We start from the raw sequence: 14373 nt of genomic DNA, 5'->3' as shown, positions 1-14373 counted from the left end.
CTAATAAGTACTCTATGAGATATAAAATTTCCGTAGTCGGCCTAGGCTACATCGGCCTACCTACCGCCGCTCTTCTCGCTAATCAAGGTTATCAAGTTCTCGGAATCGACGTATCTGAAGAAGTGGTCAACACGGTCAACAATGGTTACATTCACATTGTTGAGCCTGAGCTTGATGCTTATGTGGCAAAAGCAGTAAAAGATAAAACGCTGACGGCAGCGTTGCAGCCGCAGCCAGCCGATGTTTTTGTTTTGGCCGTACCAACACCGTTTCATGACGGCCACGTGCCCAACATCGATTACGTTGTGGCCGCCACGCGCTCAATTGCGCCTGTGGTGAAAGCGGGTGACATGGTGATTTTAGAATCGACCTCACCGGTGGGCACGACAGAGCGAGTCGCTGAAGTACTACGTGAAGAGGGCGTTGATATCGATTCGCTTCATATCGCGCATTGCCCAGAGCGCGTTTTACCGGGCCACATTATGCGTGAGTTGGTCGATAACGACCGCATTGTCGGTGGCATTACCCATGAAGCGACAGAAATTGTCGCAGACTTTTATCGCTCGTTTGTTTCAGGTGAAGTCCTGACCACCGACGCGCGCACCGCTGAAATGGCGAAACTAACAGAAAACAGCTTCCGTGACGTCAATATCGCGTTCGCTAATGAACTCTCGATTTTGTGTGACAAGTTTGGCATCGACGTTTGGGAATTAATCCGCTTAGCTAACCGCCACCCGCGCGTAAACATATTGCAACCAGGAACCGGTGTTGGGGGCCACTGTGTTGCGGTGGACCCATGGTTCATCGTTCACGCCGGTGGGAACGATGCGCGTATTATTCGTGCCGCCCGTGAAATCAATGACTACAAAACGTCATGGGTTGTTGAGCGTATCATTAGTGATGTGAAGGCTTTCCAGCGTGAACATGGCCGTGCGCCATCGGTTGCGTGCATGGGCTTGGCTTTTAAACCTAACATTGATGACCTGCGCGAGTCGCCAGCTTTAGCTGTATTTCAGTCGCTTGTACTTGAAGGCATTGATGCCTTGGCCGTTGAGCCAAACTTGAAGCGTCATCAAAGCATCTTATTAAATGACTACCACGATGTTGCGCAGACCTCTGATATTGTTGTGTATTTGGTTGCTCATAATGAGTTCAAGCATTTGCGCGTCAATGGCCAAGTTTTGGATTTCTGTGGTGTCACCCACGGTTAACTCATTATTAAATAGGTAGTTGTTGATGAAAGTTTTATTAGCCTTTGGTACGCGCCCAGAAGCGATCAAAATGGCTCCCTTGGTGAAAGCCCTGCAAGCCGATAAGCGCTTTGAAGTTGTGGTGGCAGTGACCGCGCAGCATCGCGAAATGCTCGATCAAGTGTTGGCGTTATTTGAGATCACGCCGGATTATGATTTGAATATCATGAAAGCAGGGCAAGACCTGTATGACGTGACCTCATCGGTGTTGCTGGGCATACGTTCGGTACTGGCTGAGTCAGCGCCAGATCTGGTGCTGGTGCATGGTGACACGGCAACAACCTTTGCGGCATCGTTGGCGGCTTTTTATGCGCGGATCCCGGTAGGGCATGTCGAGGCAGGCCTGCGGACTCATGATTTGTATTCGCCGTGGCCAGAAGAGGCGAATCGTCAGTTGACCGGTAGGCTCGCGCGTTGGCACTTTGCGCCGACTGAGCGGAATCGCCGTGATTTGCTGGCTGAGGGCGTTGCGGATGCTTCGATTTTGGTCACCGGTAACACGGTCATTGATGCCTTGCAGTGGGTGACGGCGAAGATTGAGGAATCTGACGAGTTACGCACGTCGATTGCTGCGACTTTGACGGATGCTGGCTTGTCAGTGGACTTGTCATCGTCGCGCTATGTGCTTATCACCGGACATCGCCGTGAGAACTTCGGCCAAGGCTTCGAGAACATTTGTGCGGCGTTGCGTTCTTTGGCCGTTGCGCATCCCGACGTGCACTTTGTTTATCCGGTGCACTTGAATCCGAACGTGCAGAAGCCGGTGCGCTCGTTGCTCGGCGGCTTGACCAATGTGCATCTGATTGAACCCCTTGGCTACGAGCCGTTCGTGTGTCTCATGCAGGGCTGTCATTTAGTCCTGACCGACAGCGGCGGCGTGCAAGAAGAAGCCCCTGGCCTTGGCAAACCCGTACTCGTGATGCGCGACACCACCGAACGCCCCGAAGCCGTCGAAGCCGGCACCGTGCGCTTGGTCGGCACCGCCGTCGACGCCATCGTCTCGTCGGTGTCGTCACTTTTAGATGACGCTTCTGAGTATGCTACTATGTCTCGCGCCCACAACCCTTACGGGGATGGTAAAGCTTGTGCCCGCATCAGCGACTTTTTGGTTGGCCGTTAACCCTATTCTATGCAAAAAATCTCTCGCTATTACCACACAATTAAGCCGCTAAAGTCGGAGCAAATATTATATCGGCTCAAATATCGCTTTTTTCCTGTGAAGGCATTACCGACGCCATCATCTGAAGACCTCTCGGCAAATCGGTGGTCGCTAAATGCTCCGCAGGTTGGTGTACAAAGTTTATTTGAGAACGACGAAGTCTGCTTTTTGAATAAGCGAGCGCAGATTAAGGCTCCGCAAGACTGGAATGACGATGCGCAACACGCAATGCTTTGGCTTTATAACTTGCACTACTTTGATGACCTTAATTCTTCCGGTGCCGATCAGCGTTATCGTCTACAAAAGAAGTTCATTTTAAAGTGGATTGAAGAAAATCCGCCGCTGCATGGCAATGGTTGGGATCCTTATCCTCTATCGTTAAGACTGGTCAACTGGGTTAAATGGTGCCAATTTAACCAAGAATACGACGTCGATATATTACGTAGTATTGAACAGCAAGCAGATGCACTGATGGCGCAGCTTGAGTTTCATATTCTTGGTAACCATCTTTTCGCCAATGCCAAGGCGCTCGTGTTTGTCGGTTGTTTTTTGAAAGGTGGTAGAGCCGATGACTATAGCACCAAGGGACTTCAACTACTGACACGAGAAGTCTCGGAACAGTTCTTAGCGGACGGTGGGCATTTTGAATTAAGCCCGATGTATCACTCCATTCTACTTTGGGATTTGATCGATCTGTATAACTTAGCGCTGGTTAGCAAGGACGTCCGGTTTAGCTCTTTTCATCCTGAGTGGAAGGAAGTTATCGAACGTGGACTTTCTTGGTTGTCGGTGATGTGTCATCCAGACGGTGATATTAGTTTCTTCAATGATGCCGCGTTTGGAATTGCTCCGTCGCCAAATGAGATTTTTCGGTTCGCGTTATCGGTCGGCATCACTACCGACAATAAGACAGGCCCAAGTATTACGATGTTACAAGACTCCGGTTATTCGCGACTAAAGCGAGGTCCTTTCACACTTATTTTTGATCATGCCGAAGTTGGACCTACATACCTACCCGGCCATGCTCATGCGGATACTTTGAGTATCGAGTTGTCGCTGGGGCGTCAGCGTGTATTCGTGAATTCTGGAACGTCTGAGTACGGAACAGAGCCTGAACGTCAGCGACAGCGCTCCACCGCCGCGCATAATACTTTATTTGTCAAAAGCCAAAATTCCTCTGATGTTTGGGCTGGATTCCGAGTCGGGAAACGCGCGCATGTTTCCGGTGTTGAGAGTGAAGAAACTAATGACGCGGTTATGGTGCGAGCCGAGCATGATGGGTTTTGTCATTTAGTGAAAGGGCTGACTCACACCCGTAAATGCACAGTTTTTGACAATAAAGTATTGATTGAGGACGAGCTAGGTGTGTCAGGTACCAAGCCTATAATTGCTCATTTTCATTTGCATCCAGATGTAGACGTTGAGACTATCGATACTCATTCCGTTCGTTTGATTTTGGCTTCGGGTGAAACATTGTTGTTTACTGCCGATGAGCCGGTGTCGGTGGAGAAGACAACTTGGCATCCTGAGTTTGGTAAGTCGATTTCTTCGCTGCGACTTGTGATTGTCATCTCGGGTTCCTACCTAACTAGCGAATTAACTCTCGGATCTTAAATTGAAGTTACTCATATTATCTTTCTACTACGCACCCGATTTGTGTGCCGGCTCTTTTCGTTGCAAGGCCTTAGTGGATGTGCTGCGTAAACGTGATATTGAAATTGAGGTGATTACCACCTTACCGAACCGCTACGCTGGTTTTAGTGCGGAAGCCCCTGCGTTTGAGCAAGACGGTAACGTGACGATCCATCGTGTCGCATTGCCTGCGCACGAAAGTGGTATGGCTGATCAAACGCGGGCATTTGGAGCGTTCTATCGAGCCGCACGCCAATTAGTTCGAGGTCGCCAATTTGATGGCGTCTTTGCAACCTCATCACGGTTATTCACTGCATTTCTAGGGGCGCGGATTGCGCGATCTTTGAAGGTGCCTTTGTATTTGGACATTCGAGATATTTTTGTAGATACCTTAAACGATGTTTTACCAAAGAAAGTAACTTGGGCAGCTTCTCCTGTTTTGAATCAAGTTGAGCGTTACACTTTTAATCGTGCAGGCCGAATCAATCTTGTGTCTGAGGGCTTTGCTGACTATTTTCGCTCTCGTTATCCCAATACCGAATATCGGTGGTTTACCAATGGTATTGACCAAGAGTTTTTGAACGCTACACCTTCCGAAGTACGCAACTTAGGCGGTGAAGGTAAATTGAGTATTCTCTATGCGGGAAATATTGGCGAAGGGCAGGGACTGCATAAAATTGTTCCTTTATTGGCGTCTGAACTTGTCGATAAAGCCAAGTTCGAAGTCATCGGCGCTGGTGGTCGACTGGGGCACCTTACCGATGCCTGCTCGAGCGCTGAAAACGTAACGCTGGCGCCGCCAGTTTCTCGCTCGGAATTAGTAGACGCTTATCGCAGGGCTGACGTTTTATTCTTGCATTTGAACGACTACGAAGCTTTTAAAAAGGTTTTACCTTCAAAGATCTTTGAATATGCAGCACTGGGGAAACCCATTTTGGCAGGTGTAGGTGGTTATGCTGCTGAGTTCGTACGTGAACATGTGTCAAATGCTGAAGTGTTTGAACCTGGTGATGTAACTGGCGCTGTCGCTGCATTTGAGCGATTGAGTCTGCGTGAAGAACCTAGAACTGATTTTATTTCGCGCTTTGCGCGTGTGCAGATCATGAATGAGATGGCGGACGATATCGTTTCTTTTATGCAAGATTCTAAGCGAGAGCTCATGCGAGGTGCGCAGGGTGGTTGATAAAGTTTCGCGTATTGCACTCACGGGTGGCACTGGATTTGTCGGTGGGTGTTTATTTGAACGCTGCCGTACTGATAGTTTGTCGGTTCTGAGTTTAGGGCGAACTGCGGTAGCAGGTTCTTCTTCGGAGCATGTGTTCTTGGATCTTGGCGATGCTTCGTTCGACATCGAGGGCTCGTTGCGATCTGTAGATGTTGTCATCCATTGCGCTGCTCGTGCGCATGTCATGGACGAAACCTTGGATGATCCGTTGGCGGCCTATTTGCACTTCAATACTGAATCGACGCTGCGTTTGGCTTCACAAGCCTCAGCTGCCGGGGTGCGACGATTTGTCTATTTGAGCTCGGTAAAAGCCTTGGGTGAATCGACGCGTATCGATGAGCCATTCTCTTACGACTCGCCATTGGCCCCCGAAGACGACTACGGCATTTCTAAAGCCCGCGCCGAAGAGGGCCTTCGTGAAATTGCGGCGCGTACAGGCATGGAAGTAACTATCATTCGTCCGCCGTTGGTGTATGGCTGTGGAGTGAAGGCTAACTTCGCCGCAATGATGCGTCTTGCTGGGCGAAACCTACCACTACCGTTGGCGTCCGTGCGCAATAAGCGGAGCATGGTAGCTATGGATAACCTCGTCGATTTAATTGTGACCTGCATTTCGCATAAGGATGCTGGGAACCAGACGTTCATGGTCAGTGATGACGCAGATGTGTCGACATCTGAATTGTTGTCAGCAATGACTCGGGCGTATGGCAAGAAACCGCGTTTGCTGCCATGTCCGCCTTCTTTGCTCTCGTTGGGTGCCGGTTTGTTGGGCAAACGCGCGGTGGCAGAACGGTTATTGGGCTCGTTACGGGTTGATGTAGAACATACCAAACGGGTTTTAGGCTGGACGCCCCGCGTCAAGCTTGAAGATGTACTCAAGGAGATGGTACGTGATTCGGTTGTTTGATTTCTTTTTTTCGCTGGTGGGATTAGTTGTGGGCTTTCCCGTGCTAGTCATTCTGTTCATTATTGGATTGTTTGACACGGGTTCGCCACTGTTCCGCCAAGAGCGAGTTGGCCGCCATGGTCGACCGTTTATTTTGGTTAAGTTTCGCACCATGCGCGTTGACACCGCGTCAGTCGCATCTCACCTTGCGAGTTCCGCATCAATTACGCGCTTCGGACACTTCCTGCGCCGCACCAAGCTTGACGAGCTCCCACAGCTGTGGAACGTTTTGAAGGGCGAAATGAGCTTGGTTGGCCCTCGGCCATGCCTGTTTAATCAAGAAGAGCTCATCGAGGAGCGCCTTACTCGAGGCGTGCTCGACGCTCGCCCTGGCATCACCGGCCTGGCTCAAGTCAACGAAATCGACATGTCCACCCCGGTATTGCTCGCCGAAACCGACGCCCGCATGCTCGCCTCTCTGAGCGTGGGCGACTACTTCAAGTACATCTTCATGACTGTCGCCGGCCGCGGCAGCGGCGACCGCGTGAAGTAGCCCGCAGTTCTACTGCGGGGGAAGTCTCGGAGTACACTCGGGTGGTTGTTCAATACACCGAGGTGCTGGCGGGTTAGGCCCGTGGTAGAACCACGGGCTACGCGTTGGCGGACACCTGACCTCTCCCCCAAGAATAGAGCTGAAAAATCTTGCATATATAAAAATGCAAGGTACAATGTGTTTAAAATTCCCACAGGTACTACACATGGATCGTCAAACCGAGCAACAACAATTAATTGCCCAACGGATTACCTATTTCCGCAAGGCGCGCGGCCTAAAGCAACAAGAACTTAGTGACTTGCTGGCGTTTAATCAGCGTCAGACTTTGTCAGATATAGAGCGCGGCGAGCGACAAGTTAAGCCAACTGAGTTAGCTTTGTTTGCGAAAGCTTTGGACGTGAAGCCAATGGCATTTCTTGATGCGTTCGAGCCTGCGGTTGATGTCGAGTTTAGCTGGCGCACGAATGATGAGAATACTGCGCTTGCAGAGTTTGAGCAGCGCGGGCGCAACATTATCAATTTGCTTACGACTTTACGGCGTAAACTCAATATTGCTCCGGCGTCCATTTCGTCTTTGCCGTTAGGCGAGAGAAACTCGTACGAAGATGCTCAAAATGCCGCCGAAAAATTAGTGGCAGAGTTCGATTTAGGTCCTTATCCCGGTAAGGTCTTGCATAAGCTTTATGAAGCTTTGAATGTTGATTGTATTTACCTTGACTTACCTAAGTTTATTTCAGGTGCGGCAATGGTTTCAGATGAGGCGTTACTGGCTGTTATAAATGCCAACGAAGTTCGAGGGCGACGAAACTTCGACAAAGCGCATGAGCTTTTTCACTGTCTGACTTGGCGCACCATGAAGCCGATGCACATCGATCGTGTTCAGATTCCCCGCAGCAACAAGCGTTCGCGTATTGAGCAACTGGCTGATGCATTCGCTGGCGCCTTACTCATGCCAGCAGAGTCCTTGCTCAAGGTATTGCCTGAAGAGATTTCGCTTGAAACATTAACTCCTATTGCTAATGGCTTTGAGGTCTCAGTCGACGCGGTGATTTGGCGTCTTGTATCAATGAAGCGGATTTCGAGCCTTGATGCACAGCTACTTCTCAAACAAGAAAGGATTCCGGGCAATGGTAATTCGGACAATCTGAAACCGCATGCGTTATTGAGCCGTTCGTATTTGCTTGTTCTGGCAAAAGGGATCGAGAACGGTTTGGTATCTGTCCGCCGCGCATCAACGTTGTTGAATATCTCGATTGATGCTTTGCATGCTGCTTTTCAACAGCACGATCTTGAGACTCCATTTGATATGTGAGTAATGGAGTCAAAGATGGAAAGGGATGACCTTATATTAGTCGACACCAACATCATCATCGAGGCGCATCGGACGTCGCTTCTTAATGAGATGCTCGGTTGTTTAAACTTGGCTACGGTGGAGATGTGTGTGACGGAAACAGAGACTGGCGCTCAGAATCGTGATCCTGTGCAGAACATCGATGAAGCGCTCATTCGTGAAAAAATGCAGATATTCTCTCCCTCCGAAGACGAGATTGTCATGGCATCGATGGAACTTCCTGGTCTTGGTGAAGTTGATGCTGGTGAGCTTCATCTTTTAACTCAAGCGTATTTGCTTACGGACCAGAAGGTGTGGTTTTTAGCTAGTCCCGATAAGCATCCGATGCGGCTCGCAATTGAATATGGCTGGCGCGAGCGCTTGGTTTCTATGGAAAGTGTTTGTCGCTCAGCTAATTCACGGCGAAAGCTAAGCTTGAGAGACAATTTCACAGAATCGTGGCATCAGGCTGTGTGTACTCAATTCGCCTTACATATCCGTAGATAAGTTCTGCGGGTTTCGCCTTTTAGCTATTTGTGACGCTCGACGAGTCTGCTCCGAGCGGCATCACCTCCGACACATGATCTCTCCCTAAGTTAAATAGTCAATCTATCTGAGTATACCCCACCATACGCAAGTCAACAGACTCCGAGATGAGAACGAAGTAGTGCTTTGCATAAGAAAAACGTTTACTGCGCACTTTTGGGTATTTGAGCTTTCGATTCTGTAATTATGTAGGTCAAACCGACTGGAGTAGCTTCAATTATACGCACCATAACATTTCCGATTCTAAACTCTTCCTGTTCATCGGAGTCAATTGCAAAAGCAGTTGAATTCGGAGCCAAATAAATAGTTTGACCATCGGGACGTCGGTATGTGGTTATGTTGCCGTATGTTGAATTACCGTAACTGCGTGCATTAAATGTCGATTGATCAGAACCGTACCGGCTCATTGATGTTTCGTTTGATTTTGTTTGTACATCTGTGACATGAAAAACCAAACGTCCATCATCAGAAACGCCTTGATATCTTAGCTCGAGAAATCCTCGATCTATTTTCCCGCCCCACATATCCGCTTTGCCAACTGCATTGGGGAGATCTGAACTTCTTTCAATTTTAAAAACAGTTCCGCCAACATAAGTTTGTAATGCCGTATCCGTAGGCTGGATAAGCCGTTCATATTCCTGAATTGAGCTACAGCCTTGTAGAATAAATAAAATTACGAGTAAATAGCGCTTCATTTTTAACCTTCCAATCGGTGAGTGGTTTAAAAAACAATTGGTGGTTAATTTATGACCAAAGCCACATTTTGGCAAATATTTTGCTAAGAAAGAGATGTAATTATTAAGTGTCAATTACGGAGTCGGTCTGTACTTCATCATCAAACAAATAATACTTTGCTTATCTCTCGGTTATCTCAGTCGAAGAAAAAGATCGCATCTGATCTAGAGAAGTTTCCACTAATTGTAGACATGTAGCCGCATTGTTCTTGGCAGATCTCGAAATTACTAATAATTGACTCTGATTAGAGAAAAGTTTATACCGATTATTTGGTGGGAGACCTGATAGTTAATGCATGGTGTACAAAAATGGCAAGTAGTCTAGGATGGGTTTACGTATTGGAGAATGCTTCTTTGCCGAACTTGGTCAAAGTGGGGTTTACTACACGTAAAGTTGAAGAACGTTTGAGGGAAATTAGTCAGGCAGGGGTGCCCCATCCTTACACATTAGCTTACGCTGCCTACGTTGAGCGTCCAGCTCATGTAGAGCGAACCTTACATCATTATTTGAATAAGCATAGGTATCGTAAAGAATGGTTTAGGTGTTCGCCAACGGAGGTTCATAGTGCTTTGCATGCTTGCGGTATTGCTCCAATCGAGGAAAAAGCTAAAAATAGCGACTTAAAAGCGAAGATCTTGGGCTCTAATAAACACTACCAAGAGCAATTGTATCAGCAATCTGTTGAAGTGAGTTCAAGCATTAGTAAGCTTGAAAAAGAGAAAAACGAGTACCTTCTAGAGCGAGAGCGGTTAATTAAATCTATTGACAACTTGAAGTCACTTGTTGCTAAGGCACAGGAGGAGCTTTCGGGATTGCAGTTAGCAAAACGCAAACATTCCTTAGGTGGTTCGATATTTTCCTCTTACGCCGAATCTAGACGGAGAGAAGCAGTTGAGTATACGCTGAAAACTAGAATCGCCAACGCGACGAGTATTCTAGATAAATCTAGGAATGAGATGCTTCAAGCTCTTGGCCGAATTGAACAAATAGACAACCAAATAGTAAAAGTAAACAGCCAAAGAGAAAACCTTAAAAAGCGTAAAGGGCTAATTCAAGAAAAGCAAACTGCGTTTAGTGTAAGGTTAGAGCGTTCGAATGGTAATTTAAAACAATAAACTCATCGCGGAACGCCGTACTCGAGGCGTGCTCGACGCTCGCCCTGGCATCACCGGCCTGGCTCAAGTCAACGAAATCGACATGTCCACTCCGGTATTGCTCGCCGAAACCGACGCCCGCATGCTCGCCTCTCTGAGCGTGGGCGACTACTTCAAGTACATCTTCATGACCGTCGCTGACCGCGTGAAGTAGCCCGCAGTTCTACTGCGGGGGAAGCACCGGGGCACACTCGGGTGGTCGTTGTGAACGAACATCGAGGTGGGTTCAGGTGAACCCGTAGTAGAACTACGGGCTACTTAGATAGAGAAAGCGACATCTGCTGATGCAGGTGTCGCTTTTTGCGTTCAAATGACCTCGGTTTGGTGTTATTTGACGTCTTGCGGCGCTGGGTGTCGCAAGTTTGGTGGTTTTCTATGAGTTTTGTCTAATTGCCGGACGTCTCGTTCGCTGGCATGGTTGTTCTGTAACATTGATTTCAATTTTCAGATTGAAGCGGTATCTGTTTTTGGCGGCGACGCCAGCGGGTACCGCTTTTTTGTACGTCTCAGCGACGAGCTTGGAAATATTATGGCAACTAATCAACAACAAGAAACTCATGAGAAAGCGACGTTAAAACCGGAACAACTCGCACCTTTTCTATCGCTATTACTTGCTGAGCGCGGAGAAGCTGATTTAGACGAAACTTTTGAAACAATAAAGAAGGCGGTTATCAGATCTGCCAAGTTAACTGATGAGCAATTGGTTGAATGTCAACAACCTAGAAATTTAGGTAAAGGTCATCATGCACGTATTTTCGCATTCAAGTTACTAAAGGCCCCAAGCTGGACTGAAACAGCAGCATTTGATCTTTCCCTCCAAAACAGTGAATACCATGTCATCGTGATTTTTGAGCTTCGCAATTATTTCGGAATTTATTGCTCGTACAAAGATCATCGTGACTTTATACGTGCAGAGCTTCTTGATAGTCCAACGCCAGATACGCCGTCCCCGGTATCAATTAGTAAGCTATTTGGATGCTTCGTTAATGAGGATGATGTTCGCATGCTCTGGTTATCTAATACGGCGGGACGAAAGGGAGTGAAGCCAGGGTCAAAATCTATGATTGGTGATGGCCTGTCGGACGCTTTAGACCCAATGGATGATCAGTTCTATGCCATGTCGGCAGTGAGAACCCGAGCGATCTTTGGGGCGGATGGTGAAACAACGATCGGGGTGAATCCATATAAGTCGATGATTTGGTGTGTTCAATGCTCCAGTTGGAAAAAGTTTTCGGAGCGGGCATTCGAAATTCTAGATCGCCTTAATACTGAAAAGAAAGAGAACAATGCACCAATTAGCATCTTAGCCTATCCCTTGAACACACTCGATGGCGTTTCTGATCCTTATGAGTTCGCGATTAGCGAGTCCGACGTTCTTGGTGAAGATGAAGAGAGCCACTCGGTAAAGTTGCTTCGCTTGATAAGAGATAACTACTCCTATGAGCTCGATACAACTTTTGTAAGTCACAGAATCCGACTTCAATTATACCGACAAGGAGAAGACTGTGGTGCTGTTGTAGTTGATTTGAAGGTCGAAAAATATAAATTGAAATATGAAGTTAGCAAGAAGGCTGCACCTAGGTGTGCAAAAAAACTGGCGGAGTTTTGTCGTATTTTTAAACATCCAGAGCTCATAAAAATTTGGTTCGAATCTGGTCACACAATACTAAATGGCATGGTTTTCAAAACTGAACTGAGAGATATGCCATTTAATAACTTTTTGTGGAATGACTTTGGAGAGAAGCCGCAACAACTTCAATCTGAGCACTCTGTGACTTTTAGAGAAAAGCCAACGTCATTGAACCGTAAGGGCGAAGAAGTTTATGACTTCAATAAAATAGGGAAGCAAAATACATTATTTTGTTGGGTGACGAAGAACTGGCATTCAAACTGGGCAAATGCTGATGACTTTTCGGTTGCTTTGGGCGGGGAGACTGCCGCAGGTTTGTTGTACTGTGACGATGGCCCAGGCGAAAAGGCTGACTTTATACATATCGGTGAGTACAACGGACAACAGGTATTGACGTTTATTCATATCAAGTCGGTTAAGAAACCGAGTAACCGATTCAAGTTGAAGAACCGCAAGCTGTCTGTCGGAGCGCATGATGTTGTAGTTAATCAAGCGATTAAAAATCTGCGTTATACCGAACGTAAAAATTTATCTGTCGCCCTCGCGGAACAAAGAGAAGCATCAAAAAAACGGCGTGTTTGGCTAAATGGTGAACCAGTAGATGATGGTCACAATAAGTTTTTAGAGCAGGTTAACGAATTGAGAGCTTCATGCCAGAAACGCGTCATCGTTATACAGCCGCATACTCTGAAAGGAGTTTACGGCAAAGCCAAACAAAGCAAAGTAAAACTGCAGCTTAACACGCTTTTACTAACAGCACTGCGCACTGCGACTTCGAATAATGCGGAGTTTTACGTGGTGGGCACAGATTGGAGTGACAAGAATGGTCGGTGAATTTTTGAGTGGCATCTCGAATCGGTTAAAAAGTCCTCTGTTCGGTTACTACCTTATTGCAGCGCTTCTATTTAATTGGGACAGCATTTTTTTCCTTGCGATGGACACAGGCTCAGCTGAAAACCGTATTGCGTTCGTAAAGGCCAACGCTACTTTTTTAACCACGATAGTTTTCCCGTTATTGGTTGCTATTGGCTACGTTCTTATAAACCCGTGGGTCCAATTCTTATTGGCCAAAATTGCTGTTAAACCAATATCATTAGAGCATCAAGTTCGCTTGCAATCCGAACATGATCTGCTACTGAAAAAGCAAGAGCTCGAGGAGGCGCGAAATGATCTTGAAAAGAAACGCCGCAGCCGTCTGGAAACTCAAGAAGAAGAATTGATTTCTAGGGCAAAAAGAGACGAAGAGCTAAAAAGTATTACTGATGACGATGTTCGCGAAACAGTTAAGCAGGAGCTCGAAAAGTTACGCGTGGCCGCTGAAAAAACCTTTAAGCCGGAACCAAAAAAGCTAGATTCTAATGAACTGCAAATATTGAGGAAACTCGGTTCTCAAGGTTATGGCGCATCTTTTCAAACACTAATAGATGGTTGGCCTCAATCCCCCATGGTTTTTGAATATCATCTTGATAAGTTGATAGATATGAGTTTCATAGAAGAAGAATATGACATAAATGGGGAGGTTACTGGTTACTCCTTAACAAAAGGCGGTCGCGATTACTTGGTCGAGCAAGGATATGTTTAACCGAAAACGGGCAGAGGACTAGTTTTATGACAAACGAAATTGTAGACACGAGTGACAATTTAACGCGTTGGCTGCACGAACCGTATACAACCGAACAGATTACAACTCTTCGGAATAAGTTGTTGTTTTGGTCATTTTTATCTTGGGTACTCGCATTAAGCAACGTTGAAGTAACGACTATGTTGTTTATTCGATTTGTTGATCCCGTGTCCAAAGAGCAACTATTACCCGTTACATTATTGATTACGTGCTATTACTTTGTTTTTTGGCTTACTAGGCTGATCGAGTACTGGATGGCGCGCAATGCATCAGCGTATTTGGTTAGATTCCTAGACTTGGAGACCAGTCTCAATAGAGTTGTGGGTAATACTGGAATACTGGATCAAGAGGAGCGAGAAGCTATAACGGGGATGATACCGATTTATAAGAAAGGGAAAGAACGTGTCCACCAATCGAAGTTTTTGTCACTGTTGGTATTTCTAATTTTCGACATCATAGTTCCATCCGTTATATTTTTCAGCGCATTAATTACAACCTACCAGCAATTCTTCAATGCTCACAACTGAAGTAAGGCCGATGGAAAATCTGTAAGATATTGTAGTTAAGTGATACTAGGACTCTTTATCCGAATTATTCCCGCATCCTTGCCTGTTCAACCAAGAAGAACTTATCGAGGAGCGCCGTACTCGAG

12 protein-coding genes and 1 pseudogene are annotated in these 14373 nt (G+C 46.8%); 12 read left to right on the top strand and 1 reads right to left on the bottom strand.

Annotated elements, in window-relative coordinates:
• Nucleotides 1-14 precede the first annotated feature (14 nt).
• The 8 genes from wecC (at nt 15) to NV375_RS05655 (ending at nt 8542) form a co-directional block, all read left to right on the top strand.
• Nucleotides 15-1211, top strand: coding sequence for a UDP-N-acetyl-D-mannosamine dehydrogenase (wecC, locus tag NV375_RS05690; RefSeq protein WP_258807268.1), 1197 nt, complete (start codon nt 15-17; stop codon nt 1209-1211).
• 25 nt (nt 1212-1236) lie between these two features.
• On the top strand, nt 1237-2370 hold the full coding sequence (gene wecB, locus NV375_RS05685; protein ID WP_309491683.1) for a non-hydrolyzing UDP-N-acetylglucosamine 2-epimerase: 1134 nt from the start codon (nt 1237-1239) through the stop codon (nt 2368-2370).
• Between the two features lie 9 nt (nt 2371-2379).
• The gene (locus NV375_RS05680) at nt 2380-4023 is read left to right on the top strand and encodes a heparinase II/III family protein (RefSeq protein WP_258807266.1); all 1644 of its coding nucleotides are present in this window, start codon (nt 2380-2382) and stop codon (nt 4021-4023) included.
• Nucleotides 4024-4102: 79 nt separating this feature from the next.
• Nucleotides 4103-5224, top strand: coding sequence for a glycosyltransferase family 4 protein (locus tag NV375_RS05675; RefSeq protein ID WP_405035603.1), 1122 nt, complete (start codon nt 4103-4105; stop codon nt 5222-5224).
• Nucleotides 5217-6173, top strand: coding sequence for an NAD-dependent epimerase/dehydratase family protein (locus NV375_RS05670; protein ID WP_258807264.1), 957 nt, complete (start codon nt 5217-5219; stop codon nt 6171-6173). The genes NV375_RS05675 and NV375_RS05670 overlap by 8 nt, the downstream gene beginning before the upstream one ends.
• Nucleotides 6157-6705: a sugar transferase gene (locus NV375_RS05665; protein WP_258807263.1), complete on the top strand. Its 549-nt coding sequence runs from the start codon at nt 6157-6159 to the stop codon at nt 6703-6705. Before NV375_RS05670 ends, NV375_RS05665 begins: the two co-directional genes overlap by 17 nt.
• Nucleotides 6706-6910: 205 nt before the next feature.
• Nucleotides 6911-8017 (top strand): XRE family transcriptional regulator, encoded by a 1107-nt coding sequence (locus NV375_RS05660; RefSeq protein WP_258807262.1) that lies wholly within the window; start codon nt 6911-6913, stop codon nt 8015-8017.
• 15 nt (nt 8018-8032) lie between these two features.
• The gene (locus tag NV375_RS05655; RefSeq protein WP_258807261.1) at nt 8033-8542 is read left to right on the top strand and encodes a hypothetical protein; all 510 of its coding nucleotides are present in this window, start codon (nt 8033-8035) and stop codon (nt 8540-8542) included.
• Nucleotides 8543-8724: 182 nt separating this feature from the next.
• On the opposite strand, the gene NV375_RS05650 is transcribed toward NV375_RS05655, so the two are convergent.
• The gene (locus tag NV375_RS05650; RefSeq protein ID WP_258807260.1) at nt 8725-9390 is read right to left on the bottom strand and encodes a hypothetical protein; all 666 of its coding nucleotides are present in this window, start codon (nt 9388-9390) and stop codon (nt 8725-8727) included.
• Nucleotides 9391-9624: 234 nt separating this feature from the next.
• Between NV375_RS05650 and NV375_RS05645 the strand changes: the two genes are divergently transcribed.
• The 4 genes and pseudogenes from NV375_RS05645 (at nt 9625) to NV375_RS05630 (ending at nt 13682) form a co-directional block, all read left to right on the top strand.
• Complete coding sequence (locus NV375_RS05645; protein WP_258807259.1) at nt 9625-10431, top strand: GIY-YIG nuclease family protein; 807 nt, start codon at nt 9625-9627, stop codon at nt 10429-10431.
• Nucleotides 10430-10624: pseudogene (locus NV375_RS05640) on the top strand (sugar transferase); the annotation flags it as partial. The gene NV375_RS05645 and the pseudogene NV375_RS05640, both read left to right, overlap by 2 nt.
• Nucleotides 10625-10999: 375 nt before the next feature.
• Nucleotides 11000-12934: a hypothetical protein gene (locus NV375_RS05635; RefSeq protein ID WP_258807258.1), complete on the top strand. Its 1935-nt coding sequence runs from the start codon at nt 11000-11002 to the stop codon at nt 12932-12934.
• On the top strand, nt 12924-13682 hold the full coding sequence (locus NV375_RS05630) for a hypothetical protein (RefSeq protein WP_258807257.1): 759 nt from the start codon (nt 12924-12926) through the stop codon (nt 13680-13682). Before NV375_RS05635 ends, NV375_RS05630 begins: the two co-directional genes overlap by 11 nt.
• Nucleotides 13683-14373: the final 691 nt, after the last annotated feature.

This window comes from Pseudidiomarina sp. CB1 (genome assembly GCF_024752025.1).
Classification (GTDB): Bacteria; Pseudomonadota; Gammaproteobacteria; order Enterobacterales; family Alteromonadaceae; genus Pseudidiomarina.
This window is presented reverse-complemented; position numbering and strand designations above follow the sequence as displayed.